Genomic DNA, 26,661 nt, shown 5'->3' with positions numbered 1-26,661 from the left:
CTAACGCCTTATCCGGCTTACAAACCATTGAACACAAGGCTATCAGGCATTCACAGGTATCTGTCGGAAACGACGAAGCTCGCTTAACAACAGCAGCAGCAACAGACCGACAATCACCAACCCAAACCCACTGACGCTTGCCGAGGCCGCAGGCGTCATCATCGCCCCCAGCCCCCCTAACAGCGCCGCGCCAATCGCATCACCGGTTACGTTCTGCGCAGTCCACAAACCGTTAATTCGCCCGAGCATCGCTTCCGGCGTCTGCGTCTGTAACAAGGTGTACTGCAACAAAGAACTGACCGCACTCAGCCAGCCAAACAGCGCCAGACAAACAACGCCCAGCTCCCAGACCGGCATCAGGCCGAACAGGCCGATAGCCAGGAAAGAGGCCACAGTTGATGCCAGCATAATCAGACCAGGACGCACGCTGTGGGCCAGTTGCCCGCTGGTTAAAGCCCCGATGGCCGCGCCCAGGGGAATAGCCGCATACAGTAACCCAATCTGAGCGCTCGACATCTGCCAGTTAATCGCCAGTGCCGGGTACAATACACGTACCGCGCTCGCCATGGTCAACAGACCCCCAAGCAGCGCAATGCCGCCAATCAGCGGGCTGGCGAACAGAAAACGGAACGCCGCCACCAGCGATGTCAACGGATGTTCACGCGGTTGTGGCGGAGGTGGTAACGCGGGAAGACTCAGCAATGGCAGCAAGGTAATGAATGTACCCGCCGCCGCCAGGCCGTAGTTCCAGACCACGCCCCCGGTCGCCAGCAGCAACCCACCAAGCATTGGCGAAATCACCGATCCCAGACGCACCGTCAGCATGGTAATCGCCCCGGCTTGCATCAGATTTTCACGCCCGACCAGCGCAGGTGTCGCCGCCAGCAGCGCAGTGACACCCAGCGAGGCAAAAAAGCCATCCCATAAACCCAGAACATAGATAGCCAGCAACGACGGTTCGGGCAGCAGCGCGTTCAGGCACAGGCCAATAAAACCGATACCACAGGTTCCGCGGGCCAGCAGGATCACCTTTTTGCGCTCATAGCGATCGGCCAGTACGCCACCCACCATCAGACCAATAAACATGGCGCTCCCGGTCAGCGTAACCGACAAACCCACCTGCCAGGTCGACTGGGTCATCATCTGGATCTGTACCGGGACCGCAACCCCCAATAGCCCCAGAGAGACAATGGAAATAAAACGGGCGAGGAAAACAGCGCGAAATGCAGGATGGGTCTTTAACAGGCTGAGATTAAGCAGCCAGGATTGTCGATTCATTACAGAGCCTTACCAGGTACTTTTTCAATATCCATTCAATGGCTGCACATGCTAACATATCCAAATAAGATCGATAACGATAATTACTATCATTATCAGGGAAGTTGATATGTCATGCTCTGTTTCCGCGACACGCGCCTTCGCCGTGCCCGGACTATTGTTACTCCTTGTTCTCACCACGGCATTAAGTCTGGTTCTTGGCGCAAAGTCGCTGCCCACCTCCGTGGTATTTGATGCACTCACCGGCAGTTGTCAAAGCGCCGATTGCACCATCGTGCTGGACGCGCGACTCCCGCGTACGCTGGCAGGGCTCCTCGCAGGGGGGGCGCTGGGCCTGGCGGGTGCGCTGATGCAAACGCTCACCCGTAACCCGCTGGCCGATCCGGGTATTCTTGGCGTCAATTCCGGGGCCAGCTTCGCGATTGTTTTAGGCGCGTCGCTGTTTGGCTTTTCCTCCCCGCAAGAACAACTGGTAATGGCTTTTTCCGGGGCTCTCGCAGCCTCACTGATTGTGGCTTTTACCGGTAGTCAGGGCGGCGGACAGCTCAGCCCGGTACGCCTGACATTGGCCGGTGTTGCGCTGGGTGCTGTTCTGGAAGGATTATCCACTGGCATCGCCCTGCTCAACCCGGATGTCTACGACCAGTTGCGTTTCTGGCAAGCCGGTTCACTGGATATCCGCAGCCTGCAGACGCTGAAAGTCGTGCTGATCCCGGTCCTGATTGCCGGCGCTGTCGCGCTGTTTCTTAGCCGTGCTCTGAATAGCCTCAGTCTGGGAAGCGACACCGCAACGGCGCTGGGCAGCAAAGTTGCGCGTACCCAGTTTATCGGCCTGTTGGTGATTACCGTACTGTGCGGAAGTGCGACCGCCATCGTCGGCCCTATCGCCTTTATCGGCCTGATGATGCCGCATATGGCACGCTGGCTGGTGGGCGCAGATCATCGCTGGTCGCTGCCCGTCACTCTGCTGGCCACCCCTTCTCTGCTGCTAATAGCCGATATCATCGGTCGTCTGATTGTGCCCGGCGAACTGCGCGTCTCGGTCGTCAGCGCGTTTATCGGCGCGCCGGTTCTCATCTTCCTGGTACGCCGCAAACAGCGCGGAGGTGGCGCATGATGCATCTCTCCCGTCGCCTGATTATCAGTTGTCTGCTGCTGGTCGTCGGTTGCCTGGCCGTTGGATTGTGGAGCCTGCGCAGCGGTGCCGTTATGCTCGAGACCCAGCAAATTATTGCCGCCCTGCTCGGCGATGCACCGCGTAGCATTACGCTGGTGGTGACCGAGTGGCGTTTACCACGCGTGTTGATGGCACTGCTGATTGGCGCGGCGCTGGGCGTTAGCGGCGCGATATTCCAGTCATTGATGCGCAACCCGCTGGGTAGCCCGGACGTGATGGGTTTCAATACCGGTGCCTGGAGTGGCGTACTGGTCGCAATGGTGCTGTTTGGTCAGCATCTTACCGCCATCGCGCTGGCGGCCATGCTCGGTGGGATCCTGACTTCGCTGGTGGTCTGGGCGCTGGCCTGGCGCAACGGCATCGACACCTTCCGACTGATCATCATCGGGATCGGCATTCGCGCTATGCTGGTGGCCTTCAACACCTGGCTGCTGCTGAAGGCATCCTTAGAAACCGCGCTGACCGCCGGGCTGTGGAACGCCGGATCGCTCAACGGTCTGACCTGGGCGAAGACCTGGCCTTCAGCGCCGCTGATTATCGTGATGTTGGGGTGCGCCGCGCTGTTGGTACGTCGCCTGCGTTTACTGGAAATGGGTGATGACAGCGCCTGTGCGCTTGGTGTCAGCGTTGAACGCTCACGTCTGATGATGATGCTGGTCGCTGTGGTGTTGACCGCTGCGGCTACCGCGCTGGCAGGCCCTATCTCGTTTATTGCCCTGGTGGCCCCACATATCGCGCGTCGGCTTAGCGGCACGGCACGTTGGGGATTAACGCAGTCGGCGCTGTGCGGTGCCCTGTTACTGCTGATGGCCGATTTATGCGCTCAGCAGCTCTTTATGCCTTATCAGCTTCCGGTTGGCGTTGTCACCGTAAGCCTCGGCGGTATTTACCTTATCGTCTTGTTAATTCAGGAGTCCCGCAAAAAATGACCGAATCAGTAGCCCGTTTGCGTGGCGACCAGTTAACGCTGGGTTATGGCAAATTTACCGTGGCGGAAAACCTTAACGTCGCGATCCCCGATGGTCACTTCACTGCCATTATTGGACCCAACGGTTGTGGAAAGTCCACGCTGCTGCGTACATTGAGTCGTCTGATGACGCCCGCGCACGGCAACGTCTGGCTCGATGGTGAACATATTCAACATTACCCCAGCAAAGAGGTCGCTCGCAGAATTGGCCTGCTCGCGCAAAATGCCACCACGCCGGGCGATATTACCGTGCAGGAGCTGGTTGCTCGTGGGCGTTATCCACATCAACCTTTATTTACCCGCTGGCGTAAAGAAGATGAAATCGCGGTAACCCGCGCGATGCAGGCCACGGGGATCACGCATCTGGCGGCGCAAAGTGTGGATACCCTCTCCGGCGGTCAACGCCAACGCGCGTGGATAGCGATGGTGCTGGCACAAGAAACGTCGATTATGCTACTCGACGAACCGACCACCTGGCTGGATATCAGCCATCAGATTGATCTGCTGGAGCTGCTGAGTGAGCTAAACCGGGAGAAAGGTTACACGCTGGCCGCTGTTCTGCACGATCTGAATCAGGCATGTCGCTATGCCACCCATCTGATTGCACTTCGTGATGGAAAGATCGTTGCCGAGGGTGCGCCGAAAGAGATTGTCACAGCAGAGCTCATTGAAAAAATCTATGGGCTGCGGTGTATGATTATCGACGATCCGGTTGCCGGAACGCCGTTAGTGGTCCCGCTAGGACGTACAGCAAACAGGTAAATCGCGCCACCTCCGCAGAGGTGGCGAGTCCAATTATTGGATATCTTTGAGCACGTCACGCATGACTGGCCCAATCTTCTCGAAAGCCATTGGCGTAATAATATCGACGTGCGCGCAGTCCTGGCGATAAACATCCAGACTGGAAATCCACGGCGACCAGCTGCGTTCCGGGCTGACTCCCGGCGGTAACGTGCGTTCAGCAACAAACAGCGTCGCGTGTCCCGCAAAAGGTACGCTATGTGCCGTACTCAGCAGTCGAACCGCATCGGCGTAGTTACCTTCAATGGCGCTAAATAAGGCGTCGGACGCATTACCCTGTTGAGCCATCAGAAACGCCTCTCGCTCACGATCAATTTCCGCCAACACTTCCGGGTCGAGTCCATTGGCCTCTTTTTCCGACCAATTTTGCGTTTCCGGCGGCCAGGTATCCAGCAGGCCGAGAAACGCGACCGTTTCTCCGCGCGCGTGTAATCGGGCAGCAATGCCCTGCGCCAGCGTACCGCCCAACGAGTACCCAATCAGATAATAAGGCCCATGAGGTTGCTGGTGAAGTAACGTTGCCAGGTGCTGTTCGCACACCGCATCCAGGTTTTCTGCTGTCTGCATCGGGCCATCCGGTCGCGGTGACTGGATACCCATAATTGACCACTGTGGAGGAAGATAGCGTGACAACACGCTAAACTGCCAGGCGAAACCCGATGCCGGATGGAAGCAGAACAGCACAGGGCCATCGCTTTCACGCAGCGGCAGCAGCGTTTCAAATCCCAGCCGTTGCGACTGCTCGTCATCATTGCTATCCAGCAATGCGCTGAGCTGTTCGACGGTCGAAGCCACCATAATCTGCCCAGGCGTTACCTGGCGCTCAAAAATGCGGCTCAATTGTGCCGCCAGCTTCATCGCCAGCAGAGAATGCCCGCCAAGCGCAAAGAAATCCGCTTCAACATCATTGACCTCACAACCCAGCAAGGCCGTAAACGCCTGAGCAATCGTGGTTTCAGTCCCTGCTCGCGGCGCCCGCCCTTCCTGACGTGACGTCAGTTGTGGCATCGGTAACGCTTTACGATCCAGCTTGCCGTTGGCGCTGAGCGGAAGCTCCGCCAGTTGCAGCAGCACTGTCGGTACCATATGTGCAGGCAGGGTTGCGCGCAGATTCTCGCGCAATGCCGGAATATCCAGCGGTAAACCCGATTGTGACACCAGATAGCCCACTAACTGGCGCGCATCGCCGCCTGTCGCTACCGCCTGATTGAATACGCAGGCATGGGCAACAGCATGCTCAACATCTGGCAACTGCTGCATCACCCGATCAATCTCGCCCAGTTCAATACGCTGTCCACGGATTTTTAGCTGGTCATCACTGCGCCCAAGATATTCCACAGCCCCATTTTCCAGCCAGCGCGCCACGTCTCCGGTACGGTACATACGTTCGCCAGGGTTAAAGGGATCGGCAATAAAACGGCTCGCCGTCAGATCTGGTCGGCCGAGATATCCCTGCGCCAGTTGGATCCCCGTCAGGTACAGATCACCGGCGACACCAATGGGCACTGGACGCATCATGGCATCGAGGATCCGCAAACCGGTATTCCAGACCGGATAGCCGATGGGTACACTGTTGCCGGTCACGGCAGCGAGTTCCTCACCCCAGGCTGGATACCAGCTGACATCTACCGCCGCCTCGGTTGGCCCATACAAATTGTGCAGCGGCGCATGGGTCAGTTGCTCCCATTCGCGGCACAACTCTGCCGGCAGCGCTTCACCGCTACAGAACACCTGTTTCAACGTGGAGCAGCTTTCCTGCGCCGTTTCTGGCGTCAGTGAGGTCACAAACGCCGCCAGCATCGACGGTACAAAGTGCGTTGTCGTTACCCCAAACCGCGCGAAGAACTGTTGCATCGCCAGCGGGTCACGATGTGCCTCTGGTTCAGCCATCACCAGTTTTGCGCCGGCAATGAAGGGCCAGAAAAATTCCCAGACCGAAACATCAAAACTGCATGGCGTTTTTTGCGCCACCACATCGTCGGCTGTCAGCGGATAGTGATTCTGCATCCATAACAGGCGGTTAACGATGGCGGTTTGCCCCACCATCACCCCTTTTGGTCTGCCCGTCGAGCCTGAGGTGAAGATGATATAGGCCGTATGATTTGGTCGTGATAATGCTAATGGTGTGTCATCTTGCTCTGGTAGCGGCGCGGTGTAGCACAAGCTTTCCAGCCCAGGGATATCGCTAAAACGAACCCGTTGTTCATCAGTGGTGATAAGCAACGTAGGTTTAGCGTCTTCCAGCATCATCCGCAGGCGATCATCCGGATATCCGGTATCCAGCGGTAACCAGGCGGCCCCCGCTTCGACGATACCGTGCAGCGCCAGCGTCAGGAAAACGGAGCGCGGTAAGGCAACCGCCACACTGTCCCCAGGGCGCACACCGCGTTCGCGCAGCAATTTTGCCAGTGCCACCACCTGCTGACGCATTTCGCGATAGCTAAACTGATAGCGGGCATCGGCCAGCGCCGGCGCATCCGGTGTTTTGCTGGCTTGCCCAGCCACCAGCGCACTCAATGTGGTGGAAGGGATCGTCACTGCCGTATTGTTAATTGTCGCCAGCTGTTCGTGCTCAGACGCCAGCAGCATCTCTGCATCCCCGCAGCGTAGCGCCGGATTTGCGGCAAATTGCGCGATAAGCGCCGTTAAACGCGAAGCATGTTGTGCCAACGTAGCGGCGTCATATCGCTGCTTATTCGCCAGAATCTCAATGCTCAACCCGCCGTTTTCATCCGGGAACAGCGCCAGTTCCAGATCGTTAACCGGCCCCGTCGCCAGCGTATGGGTTTGTGCCTGCACGCCAGGAATATTCAACTGATAGTCAAAGATCTTCACGTTCAGCACCGGGCCAAACAGCGGTTCAGCCCCGGCAGCACGCCCGCTGTCACGGACAATTTGTTCGGCATCATAGCGCTGGTGTCGGCGCATTTTCTTCATCTGGCTGGCCAGTCGTTGCGCAAGCGCAGGGAGACTTTCTGCTGCATCAAGTCTCACACCAAAGGGCAGGACATTTAACACCGGTCCGGTAGCGGTAAGCGCCGCTGATCCCATGCGGCGCATAAAGATAAACCCGGCGGCATAGTCCATTCGGCTGCATAAACGACCGAGCCACAATGCAACCAGCGCCAGCGCCAGATCCGCACGCTGAACATCTGGCATACGCGACGCAAGCAGGCGGAATGAACCTTCAGGTGCCGTTAACTTCATCCGAATAATATCCGCGCTGGCTGAGCGACCCTGCAGCGGTTTGTTCGACAATGAAGCCGGCGGCGGCAGTTGTTGGCGTTGCTCAGCCCAGAATGCGCGATCACGTTGCCAGGCATCGCTTTGACGATACTGTTGATACTCTTCCACGACCTCGGCAAACGGCGTAAATGGCGAGGCTGGCGTGGATTCACCGCGCAGCCACGCTGTGTAAATTGCAGCAATCTGGCGGGTAATAGCCGGGAAACTAAAGCCATCAACCAGTAAGTGATGATAGCGTTGATACCAGTACCAGCGTTTATCTCCCACCTGAATGAGCAGATGGAAGACCAGCGGCTTGCCGCCGTCAACGCGAAGATCCTGTTGCAGATCCGCCCGCATCAACGCGCGTGCCGCCTCGTGCGGACTGGACTCATCGCGTAAATCGAGTATGTCAGGTTCAGCAAAGGTGAGCGTAGGATCAACCCATTGCCAGATTTCACCGTTATCCTCAGTGAACTGCATCCGCAGGGTATCCGCATGCTCCAGACCGGCCACGACCGCCTTTGCCAGCAGTGGTGCATTCAGTTCACCGGTTAATTCGACATAGTGTGCAACGCTCCACGCCGAGGGCAATGTGGAGAGTTTTTCCGCCATCCAGATCCCTGACTGGGCCGCAACTAAGGGTAAGCGCTGAGTCATTGCGCCTCCTGTACATCGACATAGTTCGCTGGCGTCAGCGTGGTCCAGTTCGCATCCAGCCATTGCTGGCAGACTTCCTGCGACTGCGGTTCGCACGCAACCGTCCAGCCAGCAGGAAGTGAGCACTGCTGAGGCCAGAGGCTGAATTGACGTTGTGGGTTTTGCAGAATGTAAAACTGTCCCTGCGGGTTATCGAAGGGGTTACTGAATTCCATACTCAACTCCTGTCGTGGAACATCGTCCGGTTAAAGCGTGTCAGTGAGCGGTTGCCAGAGCGTCATCAGCCCTTGCATTAAACCGCCGCGCCAGCAAAGCGCATCATGTCCACCCTCAACCTGACGCCAGAAAATAGACTGTGGTGCAGAGGGAAATTGGGCAAATAGCGCCTGATTAGCACGAAAAATAATCGGCTCGCGGGTCCCGGCTTCCAGCACAATACGTAAACCCTGAACGCTTAGCGTTCCGGCCTTCAGTTGTTCAATAATCACGCCATCCTGATGGCCACCGCGATGCGGCCACCAATAAGATCCGGACTGACTGAGTACGCAGCCAAACCGATCCGGCCAGTTCAGTCCGGCATACAGCGAAGCCAAACCGCCAAAACTTTGTCCGGCAACCACCGTACGCTGCGGGTCGTCGCTGAATGGCGTCGTGGTCTTCACCCGCGGCAATAATTCCTGCTGAACTGCCAGCCAAAAATCAGCGTTACACGGCAACTCATGGCTGCGATGCGGCGTGTCAATGGCATCAATCAGGAGATATACCGCGGGAGGAAGCTGGCCACGATGAGTGAGTGAGGTCAGAGCCGGCCAGACCGGCATACTCTGTGCCCAAAATTGTCCGTCCAGCAGAATAGCCAGGGGACGTTCTTCCGGGTTGGCTTCACCGGTGGTGAAAACCCACACCCGGCGCGTATTACCCAACCGGTCACTGTGCCATTGCAGGCATACGGCGGGCGAGCCGGGGTTTTCAGGGCGATCCCATCCCGGCTGTACGGGAGCATCTGGCATCTCCAGGGCGGACACCGCATGCCCCCGGCCCCCTTTCCAGCTTTGCGTATTGAGAGGGTCCGCAATAGCCTGTGGCAACAGTTGTCGCCAGCCTTCGCGTAGCACAGTGCGATCGGGCGTTTCACCCGGTGCCAGTGAGGCAAAAATATCGTTTCGATCGGAGGGGATAAAACAGTAACTGCCGCGCCAGTTAGCGCTCAGGGAAATGCTCCAGCACCAAACATTCGTCCCATCAATACGTCTCATCGACTGGGGGACGGCATTTTGATGATGATCGGTAACGCCCGTGATGTAGACCCACACCCGGCGAATGGCTGACTCTTTTTCGGTTCCCTGTGGGTCACGCCACCAGAACGTTACGCGGTAATCTCCGTTGTCTTCACGCTCCCATTCAGGGCCATTTTTTGACTGCCACCACGCCTCGCTTCCCATCATTAACGCCGTCACCGTCATAACCCCATGTTTATTGTGAAATTTTATATTTGAGCGTGAAATATATTGATAATATTATTGATAACTATTTGCATTTGCAATAGCGTATTGACGCGCTGTGGGAAGCGCGCACAGTTTTTCACCACTTATAAACCGACCTGGCGCTGCGTACTTTTTCTGGAACGGAGGGTTTACGCAGATGCGGGCGACATCAGGCCTGGTGCCCAAAACGGCACACGGGTACTCGTGGCTAAAAGAAAGCAGGACATACAATGAACAACAAGATTCATTCACTGGCCTTATTGGTCAATTTAGGGATTTACGGGGTAGCACTGCCCGCGATGGCAGAAGATAAAACCGATAGCGCCGCCGTCTCTCATGAAGACACCATCGTCGTCACCGCCGCTCAGCAGAACCTGCAGGCTCCAGGCGTTTCAACCATCACCGCTGATGAAATTCGTAAGAACCCTCCGGCTCGCGACGTCTCGGAAATCATCCGTACCATGCCTGGTGTGAACCTGACCGGTAACTCAACCAGCGGCCAGCGCGGTAACAACCGTCAGATTGATATTCGCGGTATGGGCCCAGAAAACACCCTGATTCTGATCGACGGCAAGCCGGTCACCAGCCGCAACTCAGTGCGCCAGGGGTGGCGTGGTGAGCGTGATACCCGCGGTGATACCGCCTGGGTGCCACCAGAAATGATTGAACGCATTGAAGTCCTGCGCGGCCCGGCAGCAGCACGCTACGGCAACGGCGCGGCAGGTGGTGTGGTGAATATCATCACCAAAAAAGGCAGTAGTGAATGGCACGGTTCATGGGATACCTATTTCAACGCGCCGGAGCACAAAGACGAAGGTTCGACCAAACGCACCAACTTTAGCCTGAATGGCCCGCTGGGCGGAGATTTCAGCTTCCGTCTGTACGGTAACCTCGACAAAACCCAGGCAGACGCGTGGGACATCAACCAGGGCCATCAGTCAGAACGTACAGGTACGTATTCCAATACCTTACCGGCCGGTCGCGAAGGGGTGATCAACAAAGACATCAACGGTATTGTGCGTTGGGATTTCGCCCCACTTCAGTCACTGGAACTGGAAGCGGGTTATAGCCGCCAGGGCAACCTGTACGCGGGTGACACGCAAAATACCAACACTAACCAGTTGGTGAAAGATAACTACGGTAAAGAAACTAACCGTCTGTACCGTCAGAACTACTCGCTGACCTGGAACGGCGGCTGGGATAATGGTGTCACCACCAGCAACTGGGTGCAGTACGAACACACGCGTAACTCTCGCACGCCGGAAGGTCTGGCCGGGGGAACCGAGGGGATCTTCGACCCGACTGCTGCACAAAAATATGTCGATGCCGACCTGAATGACGTCATGCTGCACAGTGAGATCAGCATTCCGTTGGATCTGCTGGTCAATCAAAACCTGACGCTGGGTACTGAATGGAACCAGCAGCGCATGAAAGACATGCTGTCTAACTCGCAGACCTTTATGGGCGGTAATATTCCAGGCTACAGCAGCACCGATCGCAGCCCATATTCGAAAGCCGAGATCTTCTCTCTGTTTGCCGAAAACAACATGGAGCTGACCGACAGCACCATGCTGACGCCGGGTCTGCGTTTCGATCACCACAGCATTGTAGGCGACAACTGGAGCCCGTCGCTGAACCTGTCTCAGGGTTTGGGCGACGACTTTACGCTGAAAATGGGCATCGCGCGCGCCTATAAAGCACCAAGCCTGTACCAACTCAACCCAAATTACATTCTGTACAGTAAGGGCCAGGGCTGCTATGCCACCGGTTCTGCCAGCGGCATTGGCTGCTACATGATGGGTAACGATGACCTGAAAGCTGAAACCAGCATCAACAAAGAGATTGGTCTGGAGTTCAAACGTGACGGCTGGCTGGCCGGCGTCACCTGGTTCCGCAACGATTACCGTAACAAGATTGAAGCGGGTACGGTACCGTTTGACAGAACCTCTATCAGCAAGAAAAACGCAACTACGGGCAAGACCACAACAACCTATACCGATATTTATCAGTGGGAAAATATTCCTAAAGCGGTGGTGGAAGGTCTGGAAGGAACGTTGAACGTGCCGGTTAGCGAGACCGTTAACTGGACCAACAACATCACTTACATGCTGCAAAGCAAGAATAAAGAGACTGGCGAACGTCTGTCGATTATTCCGGAATACACGCTGAACTCAACATTGAGCTGGCAGGCTCGTGAAGATCTGTCACTGCAATCCACCTTTACCTGGTACGGCAAACAGCAGCCGAAGAAATACGATTATCAGGGTAAACCGGTGACCGGCAGCTCGGCACAAGAAGTGAGTCCGTACAGCATCGTCGGCCTGAGCGCGACCTGGGACGTGACCAAAAACGTCAGCCTGACCGGCGGCGTGGATAACGTCTTTGACAAACGTCTGTGGCGTGAAGGCAATGCCCAGACCACTGGCGATATCGTTACCGGTAATTATATGGCGGGCGCTGGCGCGTACACCTATAACGAACCGGGTCGTACGTGGTTCATGAGCGTGAATACCCACTTCTGATAACGCTTTCCCTCTCCTCGCTGCGAGGAGAGGGAAATTATAACTATCATGCACACCACGCACACACCGCTCACTTTCGCAGACCACACGCTGCACATGGTCGAGTTCGATCCCAACAGCTTTCACGAACACGATCTGCTCTGGCTCCCTCACCATACCCAGCTAACCGCTGGTGCACGTAAACGTAAAGCAGAACACCTGGCAGGACGTATCGCCGCAATACATGCTTTACGTGAATACGGTATCAAAACGGTGCCCGGCATCGGCGAGCAGCGACAACCGCTGTGGCCACATGGCCTCTTTGGCAGTATCAGCCATAGTGCATCAACTGCGCTGGCGGTAGTATCGACGCATCCCGTTGGGCTGGATATAGAAGCTATTTTTATGCCACAAACCGCAGTTGAGCTGGCTGACAGCATTATCGACAACACTGAGCGACAGGTTTTGCTTCTCGCGTCACTCCCCTTTCCGCTTGCCTTAACTCTGGCCTTCAGCGCCAAAGAGAGTCTGTATAAGGCATTTTCAGCGCACTTGACGCACCTTCCGGGCTTCTCCAGCGCCAACGTTATCGCTCTCACCACAACGCAGATCACCTTGCAAATCACGCCGTCATTTTCGCAAAGCCTCGCCGGGCTGAGCGTTAACGTTAGCTGGTTTCGGCGTGAAGAAAACATCATTACCCTATGCCCGGCCCCACCATCATACTCGCCAGCCTTTTCTGTCTGAGTAGTCAGGGCAAACGCACTATGCCGGTTGAAACGCCGCCAGCGTTCGGCGTTGCCGTCCGTTTTCATCAAAGTTGTCGACAGCCAGCCAACGCTGCAAAACAGCGTCACACTGTGACCACTCATCGTCAATCATTGATAGCCAGTCGCTGTCGCGGTTGCGCCCCTTACGCACCATTTTCTGGCGAAAGCGCCCTTCATGGATAAACCCTAAACGCTCCGCCGCACGGCGGGATGCGACGTTCAGGGAATCGCATTTCCACTCCACGCGGCGATAGCCCAGCGCAAACGCCTGGCGTAGCAACAGCCAGACGGTTTCTGTACCCAGTACCGTATTCTTCATTCGTGGCGACCAGGTCACATGGCCTATCTCGACCGAGCCATTTACAAGGTCGATCGCCATAAATGAGACTAACCCCACGGCGCGCCCGGATTGTAAATCAATCACCGCATAGGGAACCAAAGAGGCATCCGTTGATTTGCCCGTGACCCAACGCACGGCCTCTTCTACGCTCGCAGGACGCGTGCTTGCAAGCCAGGTCCAGTCACGTTCGTCAGGTGCCTGCGCGTAGGCGTCAAACAGATCGGCGGCATGGCGGTCAGCATTCAGGGGCTCCAGACGGCAATATTGTCCAATAAGCACACTCCGTGGCAGCGCGGTTGCGCCATTCCAGTCCGGCAGGGCATCACCCACCGTCTGCCCATACAGATTTATCTCTGGCACTGTTCATCCCCTGTTATGCAAGCAAAACCACGTTATAGCACCCGCCATTTCACCTTCAAAGCGCTGGTCAGGGATTTTTCACGCAGAACAGAAAATCGCCGCCCCTTCTATACTGATTAGAAATCAACGCTCAGGAGAACACGATGTCACTACCCGATTTTCATGTCTCTGACCCCTTTACGTTAGGCATTGAACTGGAAATGCAGGTAATCAATCCTCCGGGCTACGATCTGAGCCAGGACGCGTCCAGGTTGATTGACGCCGTGAAGTCAGAACTCACTGTCGGCGAGGTGAAGCACGATATCACCGAAAGTATGCTGGAAATGGCGACCGGGGTGTGTCGCGATGTTGACCAGGCGGCCGCGCAGTTTTCCACCATGCAGCACCTTGTTTTGCACGCAGCCCAAACGCTCCACCTCGAAATCTGCGGCGGTGGTACGCACCCGTTTCAAACATGGCAGCGTCAGGAAGTGTGTGATGACGAACGCTATCGGCGGAACCTGGAGAACTTCGGCTACCTTATTCAACAGGCAACGGTTTTCGGTCAGCATGTTCATATCGGCTGCGCCAACGGTGACGATGCAATTTACCTGCTGCACGGCCTGTCGCGATTTGTCCCCCACTTTATTGCGCTCTCTGCAGCCTCACCCTATATGCAGGCCGCCGATACACGATTTGCCTGTGCACGGCTGAACATTTTCTCCGGATTTCCTGATAATGGCCCGATGCCGTGGGTGAGCAACTGGCAGGAATTTACCGGGCTCTTTCGCCGACTGGCGTACACCAGCATGATTGACAGCATTAAAGATTTGCACTGGGACATCCGCCCCAGTCCACATTTTGGCACGGTAGAGGTGCGGGTGATGGACACCCCGCTGACCCTTGAGCACGCACTTAACATAGCTGGGCTTATTCAGGCTACCGCCCACTGGTTACTCACCGAACGGCCATTCAGGCATCAGGAAAATGATTATCTGTTGTACAAGTTCAACCGTTTTCAGGCCTGTCGTTTTGGTATGGAAGGAAGACTTACCGACGTGAATACCGGGGATCACCATCGCCTGGCGGATGACACGCTACGCTTACTGGACACTGTCGCCGCGTCGGCGGAAAAAGTGGGGGCAGCGAGTGCCATAAACACCTTACATCAGCAGGTGAAAAAAGGTCACAATGAGGTCAGGCACATGCGTGATTTTGTGGCAAACGGTGGCTCGCTGAGTGGACTGGTGAAAAAACACTGTGAGATCTGGGCGGGACATTAAGCGCGACGTTTGCGTTAACCAACGATATCCCCGACAATGGCTTTTTAACTCAAGTTTAACAATGTCATGAAACACCCGCTTGAATCACTGATGACCGCCGCCGGGATACTGCTGTTGGCTCTGCTTTCCTGCCTGCTGCTGCCCGCCCCTTCGCTTGGCCTGGTGTTGGCGCAAAAGTTAGTCACAACCTTCCATTTAATGGATCTTAACCAGTTTTATACTTTGTTGTTTTGTTTGTGGTTCTTGCTTCTCGGGGTGATTGAGTATTTTGTACTACGCTTCATCTGGCGGCGTTGGTTCTCGCTGGCAGAATAGACCCGCGAGAACCCGTATACCGTTAATGTGTGCGGCTGTGATTTTCTTTACGATACGCCCCAGGCGGCTGGCTAAACGTACGGGTAAAAATACGCGTGAAAGTCTGCTGCGAATCGAAACCATACTTCAGGCAGATATCGTAAACTTTTTGGTCGGTATCGCGCAGATCGCGTGCCGCTAATAATAGCTTACGTTCACGGATATACCGCCCGAGGCTCTCGCCTTTGTACTGCAGAAAAAGGCGTTGCAGATGCCATTTTGAATACCCCGCATGGCGTGCAATATCATCAATGCGCAACGGTTGATTCAAATTATCATCAATCCATTCAACAATCGTATCAATTACCTGAGCAGAAATCGTCATCATGCTCTCCCCTCTGTTCATTGCGTTGCCTGCTGCCACCAGGCCGTAAACTGTTGGTCCGGTTCGGACAGTGCTACCGGCTCACCCAGCATCGGCGTCAGCAATCGGTAATGTTGGCGGCGACTGGCAAGTGCCAGTCTTTTGTAGGGATCATCCCAGGTGTGTTTTGCCAGAACGAAGCGACCCGCATGTCCGGGTAATACCGCTTTCGCGTGGAGATCGGCTGCGGCCTGGGCGGTCTCTTCCGGCATCATATGAATGAACTTCCAGTCCTGGTCATACTGGCCATTTTCCATGATTGCCAAATCGACCTTGCCAAACTGCTCGCCAATCGCTTTAAAATGCGGCCCGTAACCGGAGTCACCGCTGTAGTAAACATTCTGTTCCGGCGTTTCAAACATGAAACTGGCCCACAGCGTTTGGTTACGTTTAATCCCCCGGCCAGAAAAATGGCGGGCAGGCAGGACATGGACGATCAGTGAATCCGTCACTTTGACGGATTGATTCCAGTCGCGTTCCTCAATGATCTCGCTGTTCATTCCCCAGTAACGCAGGTGCGAACCTACGCCAAGCGGTGTAATCACGCGCTTAATCTTCGGCATCAGAGCCTTGATGGTGGCGAGATCCAGATGGTCATAGTGATCATGCGAGATAATAAGAAGATCGATCTCCGGCATCGTCTGCGCGGTCCACGGATACTCGCCGGCAAAGGCTTTATTCAGGAATGAAAACGGTGCGGCATAATTGCTCAACACCGGATCAATAAGAATACGCTGGCCCGCCAACTGCAAATACCACGAGGAATGCCCCAGCCAGACAAGGGTATCCTGCTGTGGCGATAAACTGGCGAGATCGGTCGCAACCAGGGGTAACGGCTGCGCGGGTCGCGCGTTTTCTCGCTTCGCGACCAGAAACTCCCACCAGGCCGCCAACATACCTTTGTTGCCGGTATAGCCTGGGGTCGGGACCTGATTATGAAACTGTCCATCACGATAGTGTGGCGACTGTTCAACCTGACTCAGTTGTGCTCCTTGCGGTGCCTGACCAAATCCGGCATTGAGTACAAACGGTAAACTTGCTGCTGCGGCAATGAGCATAATAACAACCACACAAACTGTGAGACGCTTCATATCCTGACCTTAAACGCGCCCCCTTTCCGCTGGGCTGCGCGACTGACTCTTGATTATGAGTGAGTAAGCACTCATTATAGAAATCGAAAGTTTGTCGTCAAGATGATTTTCAATCTTTGACATTCGCCGTTGCGGTGCTGCAAAGGCCGTGATTCAATCCTATTTTTTTACAGACTTAGGGGTAAAGTGTAGTGGCTCGTCCGAAGAGTGAAGACAAAAAACAGGCATTACTGGAAGCTGCAACCACAGCATTTGCACAATCAGGTATTGCGGCCTCTACCGCCGTTATTGCCCGAAATGCAGGTGTCGCAGAGGGAACGTTGTTTCGCTATTTCGCAACAAAAGATGATCTGATCAACGAGCTTTACCTCCATTTAAAGCAAGACCTCTGCCAGTCAATGATGGCAAATCTGGATCGCTCAGTGACCGATGCCAAAACCATGACTCACTACATCTGGAACAGCTACATCAGTTGGGGTCTGGACCATACTTGTGGACATCGCACTATCCGCCAACTGGCCGTCAGCGAGAAAATCAGCAAAGAAACCGAACAGCAGGCTGACGATATGTTTCCGGAACTGCGCGATTTATGTCATCGTTCCGTTCGCCCTGAATTTATGTCTGACGAATATCGTGCCTTCGGTGATGGGCTTTTTCTTTCACTTGCAGAGACAACCATGGAATTTGCCGCCCGCGATCCTGCCCGCGCGAATGAATATATTTCGATGGGGTTTGAGGCCATGTGGCGCGCACTGACCCGCGAGGAAAAATAATGGACGGCCAAACGCTGCATGCATGTGCTAAACGTATTGCACTCGAACTCCCTTTTACTGAGCAATGCTGGCCGTTCGGCCCGGAATACGATGTCTTCAAAGTCGGCGGTAAGATTTTTATGATTGTCTCAGAGCAGCGCGGTCGTCCGTTGGTGAATTTGAAGTCAGACCCACAAAAATCACTGCTGAATCAGCAGATTTACCGCAGTATCGAACCGGGCTATCACATGAATAAAAAGCACTGGATATCCGTCTACCCCGGCGATGATATTAGCGAGTCATTACTGACTGACCTGGTGAACGACTCATGGCATCGGGTGGTAGACGGCCTGCCTAAACGGGATCAAAAACGCTTACGGCCTGGCTGATTTATCGTTAGCGTCGATAAGTGTTTTTGCATTTTTCGGTCTTATCATTTTCCCGCTAACCCTGTACCCTGCTGAAACAAAACGCACCCGCAGGGTACGAAAAACCACCAGGAGTAGTTATGGATATTGTTTCTGTCGCCTTAAAACGTTACTCCACTAAGGCATTTGATCCGAATAAAAAACTGACCGCTGAGCAAGCAGAAAAATTAAAAACACTGCTGCAGTTTAGTCCGTCCAGTACCAACTCTCAGCCGTGGCACTTTATCGTTGCCAGCACTGACGAAGGAAAAGCGCGGGTGGCTAAATCCGCAGCCGGCGGCTTTGTGTTCAACGAACGTAAAATGCTGGATGCTTCCCACGTCGTGGTGTTCTGCGCCAAAACGGCGATGGACGATGCGTGGCTGGAACGCGTGGTGGATCAAGAAGATCGCGATGGACGCTTTGCTACTCCGGAAGCCAAAGCCGCAAACCACAAAGGCCGTACATTCTTTGCCGACCTGCACCGCAAGGAACTGAAAGACGACAACCACTGGATGGCGAAACAGGTGTACCTGAACGTCGGTAACTTCCTGCTGGGTGTGGCGGCGATGGGTCTGGATGCCGTACCGATTGAAGGCTTTGATGCGGCCATCATGGATGCAGAATTTGGTCTGAAAGAAAAAGGTTACACCAGCGTTGTTGTGGTCCCGGTGGGTCATCACAGCGTAGAAGACTTCAACGCTGCCCTGCCAAAATCACGTCTGCCGCAAGAAACGACGCTGACAGAAGTCTGATCCCCACATTTGCATAAGCTCCACACAGCGGTCATCATAGACCGCTGTTTATTAAGGAGACATTATGCAGGAATTGATATCTCAGGTTGAAGAACTCGGCATTGAAATAAATCACACCACCTCGCTGGTGATGATTTTTGGCATTATTTTTATCACCGCCATTATTGTTCACGTTATTTTGCACTGGGTGGTATTACGCGCATTTGAAAAGCGCGCCAACGCCAGCTCCCGCCTGTGGCTACAAATCATCACGCAGAACAAGTTATTTCACCGACTGGCATTCACGCTGCAAGGTATCATTGTCAATATACAGGCCGCACTCTGGCTACAGAAAGGCAGTGAAGCCGCAGAAATATTGGTCACCTGCGCGCAGTTGTGGATCATGATGTACGCCCTGCTGTCTTTATTCTCCCTGCTGGACGTGATTCTCAATCTGTCGCAAAAACTCCCTGCCGCATCACAACTGCCGTTGAAAGGAATATTTCAGGGCATCAAGTTAATTGGCGCAATTATCGTCGGGATCCTGATGATATCTCTGCTGATTGGCCAGTCCCCGGCAATACTGATCAGCGGTCTGGGTGCGATGGCCGCCGTCTTAATGTTGGTATTTAAAGATCCGATCCTCGGACTGGTCGCCGGTATTCAGCTTTCAGCCAACGATATGCTCAAGCTGGGCGACTGGCTGGAAATGCCGAAATACGGTGCCGATGGCGCGGTTATTGATATTGGCTTAACCACGGTAAAAGTACGCAACTGGGATAACACCATCACCACTATCCCCACCTGGTCGCTGGTATCAGACTCGTTTAAAAACTGGAGCGGGATGTCGGCTTCCGGTGGTCGACGCATTAAACGTAGCATCAGCATCGATGCTACCAGCATTCATTTTCTCGATGAAGATGAACGCCAGCGATTGCATAAAGCGCATCTGCTGAAACCCTATTTAACCACGCGTCACCAGGAAATCAGCGAGTGGAACCAGCAATTAGATGCGCCTGAGTCCGTATTGAACCATCGTCAGATGACCAATATCGGCACCTTCCGCGCTTATCTGAACGAATATTTACGCCACCACCCGCGCATTCGCAAAGATATGACATTAATGGTGCGCCAGCTTGCACCCGATGACCACGGTTTACCGATTGAAATTTACGCGTTTACCAATACGGTGGTGTGGCTGGAATATGAAAGTATTCAGGCTGATATCTTCGACCATATTTTTGCCGTCGTCGAAGAGTTTGGTTTACGCATTCATCAATCCCCTACCGGAAATGATATTCGCGCACTGGCAGGTGTCTTTCAGCGTTAATCGGTAGCATGAAGAAAGAACCGATCTCATCACCAGGATGAGATCGGTTAGATATTAGCGGGACTTGCGACGCAGCAGTTTGAATGCCACGAACAGGAACAGGATCCACACCGGCAGCAGGATAGCGGACAGGCGCATATCATCCATGGTGCACATCAGCACCAGAATCATGCCGAGGAAGGCGATGCACACGTAGTTACCCGCCGGATACAGCAACGCTTTAAACTGAGTATCACGCCCCTTACGACGCATTGCTGCCCGGAAACGCAGGTGCGCCAGACAGATCATAATCCAGTTCAATAGCAGCGTCGCAACCACCAGAGCCATCAACAGGCTGAAGGCTTTTTGCGGCAACACATAGTTGATCAGCACCACCAGCGACGTAATCGCGCCGGACAGAATCAATGAATTCACCGGTACGCCACGACGGCTGACCCGGGTTAAGAATTTCGGTGCATTTCCCTGTACCGACAAGCCAAACAGCATACGGCTGTTCGAATAAACACCGCTGTTGTAGACCGACAGCGAAGCCACCAGAATGACAAAATTCAGCGCAGATGCAACCACGTTACTGTCAAGATTGTGGAAAATCATTACGAACGGGCTGCTATTCGATTTTACTTCCACCCACGGATACAGCGCCAACAGCACCACCAGTGAGCCGATGTAAAACAGCAAAATACGATACACCACCTGGTTTACCGCTTTCGGAATGCTTTTTTGCGGGTCCTGCGCTTCGGCAGCGGTAATCCCGATCAGTTCCAGACCACCAAACGAGAACATAATCACCGCCAACGACAGGATCAGCCCGTTCCAGCCAGTCGCAAAAAAGCCGTTATAACGCCACAGGTTATCGATGCTTGCATGTTCGCCACCGTTGCCGGAAAACAGCATCCAGATACCAAAGCCAATCATGCCGATAATCGCCAGGACTTTGATCAGCGCAAACCAAAATTCCGTTTCGCCATACAGACGCACGTTGACCAGGTTGACCGCATTGATAATCACGAAGAAAGCCCCGGCCCAAATCCAGGTTGGGACATCAGGCAGCCAGTACTGCATATAAATTCCGGCAGCGGTGAGTTCTGCCATGCCAACCAGCACAAACATCACCCAGTAGTTCCAACCAGACAAGAAACCGGCGAACGGCCCCCAGTATTTATAGGCAAAGTGGGCAAACGATCCTGAAACGGGTTCTTCAACCACCATTTCGCCCAACTGACGCATAATCAGAAACGCGATAATCCCGGCAACACCGTAACCGAGTAATACAGCAGGTCCCGCCATCTGAATAGCCGGGCCGATTCCCAGAAACAAGCCTGTACCAATTGCGCCGCCCAGCGCAATTAACTGAATATGGCGGTTTTGCAACCCCCGCTGAAGCGTCGGTTCATTCGTCGACGCGGCATCGGACACGCTGGTGTCAGATGCAGTTGACGCGTTTTTCACGCCCTACCCCTGTGTGGTTTTTATTGAAGGGGCTTCTTTTAACATTTCAACCTGGTTGTCGCAAGGCGCAATCGTTTGGATACGCCGGGCATCCTTGCCCAACGCACCGAGGCCCAGGAAAAAAAATCAGAAGTCGTAACTGACGGAAACCTTCAGCGTGCGTGGCTCCCCTTGGAACAGATAAGTCCCGGTATCATCAATACCTGACCAGTAATTTTCGTTGGTGACGTTATCGACCCCTGCACGCAAAATCATCTGGTTCTGGTTTTGATTGAGTGACATACGGTAGCGCACACCTAAATCCAGTGTGGTAAAACTGTCGAGTTTCTTGGTATTTGCCGCATTGGCATACTGAGCGCCAGAATGGTTCAGCCGTGCCGTCGCGGTGAGTCCTTCAACCGGTTTAATATCATATTCAGCCCCCAGCACCGCATAGAAGTCCGGTACGCCGATTGCCGTGTTACCGTCGTTGACGCCGTTTTGATTTTTACTGAGCGTCGCATCCAGCCACGTTGCACTGGCGTTCAGCCGCAGTCCTAACACCGGCTCACCAAAAACATTCAGCTCCACGCCACGGTTACGCTGCTCACCGTTGATTGCGTAATACCGGGTCTGGCTATCCAGTTGCGCGACCGGCATTTTAATTTCAAACAGCGCCAGTGAGCCGCCGACACGCCCAAAGTCTGTTTTGACCCCAACCTCATTCTGTTTTGCATGGATGATTCCGGTGCTTTGACCGTAGTTCACCGCACTACTTGGCGCGGTGCTGCCTGGCTGTAGTGATTCGGTATGGTTCGCGTAAAAAGAGAGTTCCTGCCACGGCTTATATACAACACCGTACGTCGGCATCCAGCGGCTGTCATCAAAACTGTTCTTAACGTTTTCAGCGCCAGTTTCTTTGTTGTAATCACGTACCACGACCTTTTGGTGACGTGCGCCGACAGTAAACAGAAGCTGATCATCAAGTACGCCCAACGTATCGCTGAGTAACCACCCCTGACTACGCGTACGTCCACTGGTTAGCGGATCGCTGTAGTTACCTCCCGTCGCCGTCACCGCGGGTTTTGCTACATCTTGCGTATCGTAGATATTGACGTCCGGACGTGCGGCACGTGACCCCATGCGCCAGGCGATTTTGTCTTCTTTAGTGACGGCGGAATAACCTACGTTTACCTTATGCGACACAAAACCCGTATCAAAATTCCCGCGCAGCCCTGCCATCCCGCTGAACGCATCAATAATACGATTGGTATCAAGGCGTCCGGCTTTCGCGTCACCGGCCTGGTTGTATATTTCCGGGGCACTGTACAAGCCAATCTCATGCGCGTGCTGCGCACCCAGACCGGCATAAGCGGTCCAGTTATCGGTCAGATCATATTCCGTGCGCGCCATTCCGAACTCATTTTCAATATCGCTATAACCCCATCTCTGGCTATAGTTGTGCGTATTTTTCGGCAGATCGGGGACAAATGGCACATAGTAGACATTGATCCCCATGTTGCCGCCGTGAAACGTCTTTTTCTGATACCCAACGTCTAATGAACTGCGGAAACGGTCGCCACGGTAATCCAGTCCCAGCGATGCCAGCGTAGTACGACGTTTATCGTCGTCTACCGCCCCCTCCCCTTCACGATGCAACAGATTCACACGGGCGCCGACCTGGTTATTGTCACCAAAACGGCGTCCGGCATCGAGCGACGTTCCCACCTGTGAGTCACTGGTGTAATCCATACCGAGGCGTGTGATCGGCGTATCGTCTGCATGCTTGGGTTCAAGATTAATCATCCCGCCAACACCGCTACCGGCCGCGCCATTGAGCAATCCATTCGCGCCTTTAAAGATTTCAACGCGATCGATCATCTGCGTATCCACCACCTGGCGCGGCAGCACACCGGATAATCCACCAAAAGTCATATCATCGCCGTCAAGTTTCAGACCACGAATACGGTATGTCTCCGCGTAGTTACCGTAGCCTTGTACCGCCTGCACGCTCGCGTCATTGGCGACAACATCGGCTACGGTCTTAGCTTGCTGGTCTTCGACCAGTTTTGAGGTGTAGCTTATAACGTTAAATGGCACATCCATGGCATTTTGCTGACCAAGCATCCCGAGCCTACCGCCATTGGCAACCTGACCGTCGAGAAAAGCAGGCAGTAACGTATCACCACCGGGTTTAAAATCACGTCCCTCTGCAGCCTGTACCACAATGGTCTCTTCCGCTTCTGTCGGGGTCTCAGCAGCATTCACCGTACCGGAAAGCGCGCCAATAGTAGCGGCCAGCACCGTTTTTCTCATTAAGTGTGCGTATGTTTTAGTGTTGTCCATAGCCATGCCATTAAAAGTCTGACGACGTTGCCGGAGAACGCCCCGGCAACATGGTGTTATTATTTATTCAGTTCGATACGCACCACGTTATCTGGCGCGGAGGTGGAGTGGTCTTTATTGAATTTCTGTTTCACTGTGACAAACAAGGTTTGGCCATCAGCAGAGAGCAACAGGCTGTTTGGATTGGGGAGGAGATCCCAGCTTTTCTTCACGCTGTAATCCGTTGCATTCAGGCTAAGCAATTTTCCAGGATCACGCTGGGTAATATAGATTTCGTTGCGTTTTGCATTGAATTTCACCGCCAGCGAATCCCCGATATCCAGCTGTTTAAGCAGCTTGCCCGTATGAATATCCAACACCAATGTCGTTTTCGCTTTGGAATTGTCGGTGACAAACAGGCGACCGGTTTGCGGGTCCTCCGCCATATTCAGCAGCAATGCGGGTTTATCGCCCAGCGGCTGCCAGCGTTTTTCAACGCGCTGGGTACGCGGGTTGATAACGAGGATTTCGCCGCCGCCGTTTGCCGCATAAATACGCTGCGTCATTTCTGAGTAATGCAGTCCGGTCATCCATTTACCGGTATTTTTAATCCGGGTTTTCAGTTTCAGTGTTTCGGCATCGACCACCCAAATCACCGCCGGATCGGCAACGGCGCCAATATAGAGCAGACCGTTATGCAGCAGTACCTGGCGCGCGCCATAGGGGAATCCTTGCGGATTACGTTCCGGGAACAGGATACGGTTTTTGACTTTGCCGTCAGCGGTATTCAGCGCGCTTAACCCTCCATCCAGGGAGTTTGTGACATACACTGTTTTACCGTCTGGCGAGATAGCCATACCAAAGTTTTTCAGATCGGTGTGGCTCAGACCGAGGGTCTTCAACGTTTGCGGTTCCAGCTTGTAAACTACCCCACCCTGAACATCTTTGAACCCTTCCGCACTGGCGACGTACAGCGCATCACCCGCTGGACTCAGCGCCATTTCATACAAGCCGTCAGCCAGTGCGCGCTGCTGAATATCCGTTGCTGCCGGGGCGATTGTTTTTTCCTGTGCCGCCGGGTTACTGGCTGGCGTGGCGTTAGCTGTGCAGCCGCTTAATGCAACGGCAGCCAACAATGCCAGAGCGGATGTTGTTTTTTTCATTGTCGGGATCCTTACCAGAGTTCACGCAGATTGTTAACAACAAAAAGAGAATGAGAACTATACGCATTATCTTTATCAGATCAAGAATAATTAGCCGGTGAATAAAAAAGATGAAACGAGGGTTTAAAGACGCGGAGAAGTGCGCGGTAGTACCGCTTTTTCATAATTACAGTGAATTATTCTGGACGAAAAGGCATCGCAGGCCACAGAATGCACTTTACTGTTTTTCCAACATTTTCAAACGGGTGAACCTGCCGTGGTTCAGTCACTCGTTTTTGAACCACGCCAGGCAACGACTGTCATGAATAAGATCATTAAACGACTTGAGATCGTCAAAAGCGCCATCGAACTGGAAGATGAAGAGATTATTTTCCAGCAGCTGGTGCATCTGAAAAATGAACCTTTGCCAGTCATTCCCGGCGTCATCGTGCAGGCGATTGAAGAGCGGCGTTTCGGCGATGCCCTGCGTGAAATTACACACTGGCTACAATCCCAGCGCGCAGTATCAACGTGGCAGGACCCCGGCATTGCCGCCAGTAAGCTCGAACTGAAAGCGCTTGAAACCCAACTGCGCGATCTGATTGATAAGCGCAACACGCGTATTCAAATCCTCGATGATTTCAATGACCTGTACCATCTTCGCCTCGGACCGTTGATGAGCCGAATTCTCGAACTGCGTAAGCAGCTGGCTGCCAGTGCGCAACGGAAGCAGGAAGCAGAACGAAAACGTCGGGAAAAAGATTATCAGTCCTGTCAGCACTATATTTCACAGGCCGTTGATCAACTGGCAAAACTCAAGCAGCACTGGGTAAATCTGAGTTCGGACTCCCACGAATCCGTGGAAACTCGCCAGCGCATTCAGCAACAGACTGAGCTTATCACCGCCCTGCTGGCGGAAATTCGTGAACTGGAAAACGACTTTTCTCGCCAGGACGACAGCGCGACCCGTCAGGCACAGGAGGAAGCCAGCCATGAATATGATGAATATCAGGAGCAACAGCAGGATGCACAGCACCGTTACACCCGCGACCAGCGGCTTTCAACGGATGAACGTAATGAATTAAAACGCCTGTGGCGCCAGGCCAGTCGTCTTTGCCACCCGGACGTGGTAGCGGATGACCTGAAAGAGAAAGCCCATCAGATGATGGTGCAGCTTAATCAGGCACGACAAAATGCCGATCTGGCCGCGGTTAGGGCATTGCTGACCCAGTTACAAACCGGACTCGAACCGATGATGGCAAGTGACCGATTAAACGATCTGCAGCATTTACGTAGCAAGATTCAGCAGCTCAGGGAGCAAATTAATGCACTGCTCAAAGAGATTAGCGATCTGGAAGCGGAAAACGCCTGGCGTCTTGCCACTTCAGTAACAGACAAAGAGGCCTACTTCTCCGATCAGCAGCGGGCACTGACAGAAATACGCAATACGCTGGAAATGCAGGTACAACAAGTGGAGCAAGAGCTATTGGCTGGCTGAGAAAATGCGCGTACAAAAAGCAGACAAAAAAGCGGCTGCAAGACTGATTTTTAGATTAAGCACGAAAAGCTTACTTCAGATTAAACATCTTAAAAAACCAAAACATAAAGAACATAAATCTAAATTATTTTCATTTACACTCCATTAATTCAAATTGAACACTATTTTCTTCTCAAGGACATTTACCTCCCTCCCTGCCCGGCCTTTGATTAAGAATTCTCCTGGTTGTTTCCCTCTCCGTTAAGAAAATCACATATCTGTTTGAAATTAATAATAATTAACAATATTCCCCTGCTAAACCTATAGGAATCCCCTGTCATTATCGAATTGGCGAACACAAAACCTCGCTGATCAATAAGCGAAATCTATCAATCATCTTCACAGAGGTGATTTAAACGATTTATCTTAAAT

Annotated in this window: 22 protein-coding genes; 12 read left to right on the top strand and 10 right to left on the bottom strand. The window is 53.7% G+C overall.

The genetic code is table 11. From position 1 onward, the window contains the following. Positions 1-42: 42 nt before the first annotated feature. Entirely contained in the window at positions 43-1,278 is a 1,236-nt protein-coding gene (gene entS / locus NNN64_RS15440) for an enterobactin transporter EntS (protein WP_271441923.1), read from the bottom strand. 109 nt (positions 1,279-1,387) lie between these two features. Between entS and fepD the strand changes: the two genes are divergently transcribed. Genes fepD through fepC form a run of 3 tightly spaced genes read left to right on the top strand, consistent with a single transcriptional unit; the run spans position 1,388 to position 4,184 of the window. Then, positions 1,388-2,395, top strand: coding sequence for a Fe(3+)-siderophore ABC transporter permease (gene fepD / locus NNN64_RS15435; protein ID WP_271441922.1), 1,008 nt, complete (start codon positions 1,388-1,390; stop codon positions 2,393-2,395). Continuing rightward, a complete protein-coding gene (gene fepG / locus NNN64_RS15430) occupies positions 2,392-3,384 on the top strand; it encodes an iron-enterobactin ABC transporter permease (RefSeq protein ID WP_170974428.1) in 993 nt (330 codons plus the stop codon). Before fepD ends, fepG begins: the two co-directional genes overlap by 4 nt. Further along, positions 3,381-4,184 (top strand): iron-enterobactin ABC transporter ATP-binding protein, encoded by an 804-nt coding sequence (gene fepC / locus NNN64_RS15425; protein WP_271441921.1) that lies wholly within the window; start codon positions 3,381-3,383, stop codon positions 4,182-4,184. Before fepG ends, fepC begins: the two co-directional genes overlap by 4 nt. A 33-nt stretch (positions 4,185-4,217) precedes the next feature. Here fepC and entF read toward each other — a convergent pair whose 3' ends face one another. Genes entF through fes form a run of 3 tightly spaced genes read right to left on the bottom strand, consistent with a single transcriptional unit; the run spans position 4,218 to position 9,571 of the window. Further along, positions 4,218-8,108, bottom strand: a complete 3,891-nt coding sequence (gene entF / locus NNN64_RS15420; RefSeq protein WP_271441920.1) for an enterobactin non-ribosomal peptide synthetase EntF — start codon at positions 8,106-8,108, stop codon at positions 4,218-4,220. Beyond that, positions 8,105-8,323, bottom strand: coding sequence for an MbtH family protein (locus NNN64_RS15415; RefSeq protein WP_137379192.1), 219 nt, complete (start codon positions 8,321-8,323; stop codon positions 8,105-8,107). The genes entF and NNN64_RS15415 overlap by 4 nt, the downstream gene beginning before the upstream one ends. A gap of 30 nt (positions 8,324-8,353) precedes the next feature. Then, positions 8,354-9,571 (bottom strand): enterochelin esterase, encoded by a 1,218-nt coding sequence (gene fes / locus NNN64_RS15410; RefSeq protein ID WP_271441919.1) that lies wholly within the window; start codon positions 9,569-9,571, stop codon positions 8,354-8,356. Positions 9,572-9,822: 251 nt separating this feature from the next. Between fes and NNN64_RS15405 the strand changes: the two genes are divergently transcribed. Then, on the top strand, positions 9,823-12,114 hold the full coding sequence (locus tag NNN64_RS15405) for a TonB-dependent siderophore receptor (RefSeq protein WP_271441918.1): 2,292 nt from the start codon (positions 9,823-9,825) through the stop codon (positions 12,112-12,114). 48 nt (positions 12,115-12,162) lie between these two features. Further along, positions 12,163-12,840 (top strand): enterobactin synthase subunit EntD, encoded by a 678-nt coding sequence (entD, locus tag NNN64_RS15400; protein WP_271441917.1) that lies wholly within the window; start codon positions 12,163-12,165, stop codon positions 12,838-12,840. A gap of 18 nt (positions 12,841-12,858) precedes the next feature. On the opposite strand, the gene NNN64_RS15395 is transcribed toward entD, so the two are convergent. Next, positions 12,859-13,563 (bottom strand): GNAT family N-acetyltransferase, encoded by a 705-nt coding sequence (locus tag NNN64_RS15395; RefSeq protein WP_271441916.1) that lies wholly within the window; start codon positions 13,561-13,563, stop codon positions 12,859-12,861. A gap of 143 nt (positions 13,564-13,706) precedes the next feature. On the opposite strand from NNN64_RS15395, the gene NNN64_RS15390 reads away from it, so the two are divergent. Beyond that, positions 13,707-14,825: a YbdK family carboxylate-amine ligase gene (locus tag NNN64_RS15390; RefSeq protein WP_271441915.1), complete on the top strand. Its 1,119-nt coding sequence runs from the start codon at positions 13,707-13,709 to the stop codon at positions 14,823-14,825. 66 nt (positions 14,826-14,891) lie between these two features. After that, complete coding sequence (locus NNN64_RS15385) at positions 14,892-15,140, top strand: DUF1158 family protein (protein ID WP_005122002.1); 249 nt, start codon at positions 14,892-14,894, stop codon at positions 15,138-15,140. A 22-nt stretch (positions 15,141-15,162) separates the two neighbouring features. Here NNN64_RS15385 and NNN64_RS15380 read toward each other — a convergent pair whose 3' ends face one another. After that, a complete protein-coding gene (locus NNN64_RS15380) occupies positions 15,163-15,504 on the bottom strand; it encodes a RamA family antibiotic efflux transcriptional regulator (RefSeq protein WP_005122005.1) in 342 nt (113 codons plus the stop codon). Positions 15,505-15,521: 17 nt separating this feature from the next. Then, positions 15,522-16,634, bottom strand: a complete 1,113-nt coding sequence (locus tag NNN64_RS15375; protein WP_202039198.1) for an MBL fold metallo-hydrolase — start codon at positions 16,632-16,634, stop codon at positions 15,522-15,524. A gap of 191 nt (positions 16,635-16,825) precedes the next feature. Between NNN64_RS15375 and NNN64_RS15370 the strand changes: the two genes are divergently transcribed. The 4 genes from NNN64_RS15370 to NNN64_RS15355 all read left to right on the top strand — a co-directional run bounded on the left by NNN64_RS15370 (position 16,826) and on the right by NNN64_RS15355 (position 19,857). After that, a complete protein-coding gene (locus NNN64_RS15370) occupies positions 16,826-17,407 on the top strand; it encodes a TetR/AcrR family transcriptional regulator (protein ID WP_137384551.1) in 582 nt (193 codons plus the stop codon). After that, positions 17,407-17,775 carry an MmcQ/YjbR family DNA-binding protein gene (locus NNN64_RS15365; protein WP_048212349.1) on the top strand — a complete coding sequence of 123 codons (369 nt, stop codon included), beginning with the start codon at positions 17,407-17,409 and terminating at the stop codon, positions 17,773-17,775. Before NNN64_RS15370 ends, NNN64_RS15365 begins: the two co-directional genes overlap by 1 nt. Before the next feature lie 119 nt (positions 17,776-17,894). Then, entirely contained in the window at positions 17,895-18,548 is a 654-nt protein-coding gene (gene nfsB, locus NNN64_RS15360; RefSeq protein WP_271441914.1) for an oxygen-insensitive NAD(P)H nitroreductase, read from the top strand. Positions 18,549-18,612: 64 nt separating this feature from the next. Next, positions 18,613-19,857, top strand: coding sequence for a mechanosensitive ion channel family protein (locus tag NNN64_RS15355; RefSeq protein WP_202039199.1), 1,245 nt, complete (start codon positions 18,613-18,615; stop codon positions 19,855-19,857). Positions 19,858-19,911: 54 nt separating this feature from the next. Here NNN64_RS15355 and pheP read toward each other — a convergent pair whose 3' ends face one another. The 3 genes from pheP to NNN64_RS15340 all read right to left on the bottom strand — a co-directional run bounded on the left by pheP (position 19,912) and on the right by NNN64_RS15340 (position 24,773). Further along, the gene (gene pheP / locus NNN64_RS15350) at positions 19,912-21,306 is read right to left on the bottom strand and encodes a phenylalanine transporter (protein ID WP_271441913.1); all 1,395 of its coding nucleotides are present in this window, start codon (positions 21,304-21,306) and stop codon (positions 19,912-19,914) included. 126 nt (positions 21,307-21,432) lie between these two features. Beyond that, positions 21,433-23,631 carry a TonB-dependent receptor gene (locus NNN64_RS15345; RefSeq protein WP_271441912.1) on the bottom strand — a complete coding sequence of 733 codons (2,199 nt, stop codon included), beginning with the start codon at positions 23,629-23,631 and terminating at the stop codon, positions 21,433-21,435. A 59-nt stretch (positions 23,632-23,690) separates the two neighbouring features. Further along, positions 23,691-24,773 carry a YncE family protein gene (locus NNN64_RS15340; protein WP_271441911.1) on the bottom strand — a complete coding sequence of 361 codons (1,083 nt, stop codon included), beginning with the start codon at positions 24,771-24,773 and terminating at the stop codon, positions 23,691-23,693. Positions 24,774-25,074: 301 nt separating this feature from the next. On the opposite strand from NNN64_RS15340, the gene NNN64_RS15335 reads away from it, so the two are divergent. Beyond that, the gene (locus NNN64_RS15335) at positions 25,075-26,250 is read left to right on the top strand and encodes a DnaJ family molecular chaperone (protein WP_271441910.1); all 1,176 of its coding nucleotides are present in this window, start codon (positions 25,075-25,077) and stop codon (positions 26,248-26,250) included. Positions 26,251-26,661: the final 411 nt, after the last annotated feature.

It is taken from the genome of Citrobacter sp. Igbk 14 (genome assembly GCF_028069825.1).
Lineage (GTDB): Bacteria > Pseudomonadota > Gammaproteobacteria > Enterobacterales > Enterobacteriaceae > Citrobacter.
The sequence above is the reverse complement of the archived record's forward strand: the minus strand, read 5'-3'. Positions and strand labels throughout refer to the sequence as shown.

What these genes read in the sequence shown, in the direction of transcription:
- NNN64_RS15345 (WP_271441912.1), bottom strand. Translation starts at nt 23,631, where the DNA reads ATGGACAACACTAAAACATACGCACACTTAATGAGAAAAACGGTGCTG.
- fepG (WP_170974428.1), top strand. Translation starts at nt 2,392, where the DNA reads ATGATGCATCTCTCCCGTCGCCTGATTATCAGTTGTCTGCTGCTGGTC.
- NNN64_RS15340 (WP_271441911.1), bottom strand. Translation starts at nt 24,773, where the DNA reads ATGAAAAAAACAACATCCGCTCTGGCATTGTTGGCTGCCGTTGCATTA.
- entD (WP_271441917.1), top strand. Translation starts at nt 12,163, where the DNA reads ATGCACACCACGCACACACCGCTCACTTTCGCAGACCACACGCTGCAC.
- fepC (WP_271441921.1), top strand. Translation starts at nt 3,381, where the DNA reads ATGACCGAATCAGTAGCCCGTTTGCGTGGCGACCAGTTAACGCTGGGT.
- NNN64_RS15365 (WP_048212349.1), top strand. Translation starts at nt 17,407, where the DNA reads ATGGACGGCCAAACGCTGCATGCATGTGCTAAACGTATTGCACTCGAA.
- nfsB (WP_271441914.1), top strand. Translation starts at nt 17,895, where the DNA reads ATGGATATTGTTTCTGTCGCCTTAAAACGTTACTCCACTAAGGCATTT.
- NNN64_RS15375 (WP_202039198.1), bottom strand. Translation starts at nt 16,634, where the DNA reads ATGAAGCGTCTCACAGTTTGTGTGGTTGTTATTATGCTCATTGCCGCA.
- NNN64_RS15415 (WP_137379192.1), bottom strand. Translation starts at nt 8,323, where the DNA reads ATGGAATTCAGTAACCCCTTCGATAACCCGCAGGGACAGTTTTACATT.
- fes (WP_271441919.1), bottom strand. Translation starts at nt 9,571, where the DNA reads ATGACGGTGACGGCGTTAATGATGGGAAGCGAGGCGTGGTGGCAGTCA.
- NNN64_RS15380 (WP_005122005.1), bottom strand. Translation starts at nt 15,504, where the DNA reads ATGACGATTTCTGCTCAGGTAATTGATACGATTGTTGAATGGATTGAT.
- NNN64_RS15405 (WP_271441918.1), top strand. Translation starts at nt 9,823, where the DNA reads ATGAACAACAAGATTCATTCACTGGCCTTATTGGTCAATTTAGGGATT.
- NNN64_RS15385 (WP_005122002.1), top strand. Translation starts at nt 14,892, where the DNA reads ATGAAACACCCGCTTGAATCACTGATGACCGCCGCCGGGATACTGCTG.
- entF (WP_271441920.1), bottom strand. Translation starts at nt 8,108, where the DNA reads ATGACTCAGCGCTTACCCTTAGTTGCGGCCCAGTCAGGGATCTGGATG.
- NNN64_RS15390 (WP_271441915.1), top strand. Translation starts at nt 13,707, where the DNA reads ATGTCACTACCCGATTTTCATGTCTCTGACCCCTTTACGTTAGGCATT.
- NNN64_RS15335 (WP_271441910.1), top strand. Translation starts at nt 25,075, where the DNA reads ATGAATAAGATCATTAAACGACTTGAGATCGTCAAAAGCGCCATCGAA.
- fepD (WP_271441922.1), top strand. Translation starts at nt 1,388, where the DNA reads ATGTCATGCTCTGTTTCCGCGACACGCGCCTTCGCCGTGCCCGGACTA.
- entS (WP_271441923.1), bottom strand. Translation starts at nt 1,278, where the DNA reads ATGAATCGACAATCCTGGCTGCTTAATCTCAGCCTGTTAAAGACCCAT.
- NNN64_RS15355 (WP_202039199.1), top strand. Translation starts at nt 18,613, where the DNA reads ATGCAGGAATTGATATCTCAGGTTGAAGAACTCGGCATTGAAATAAAT.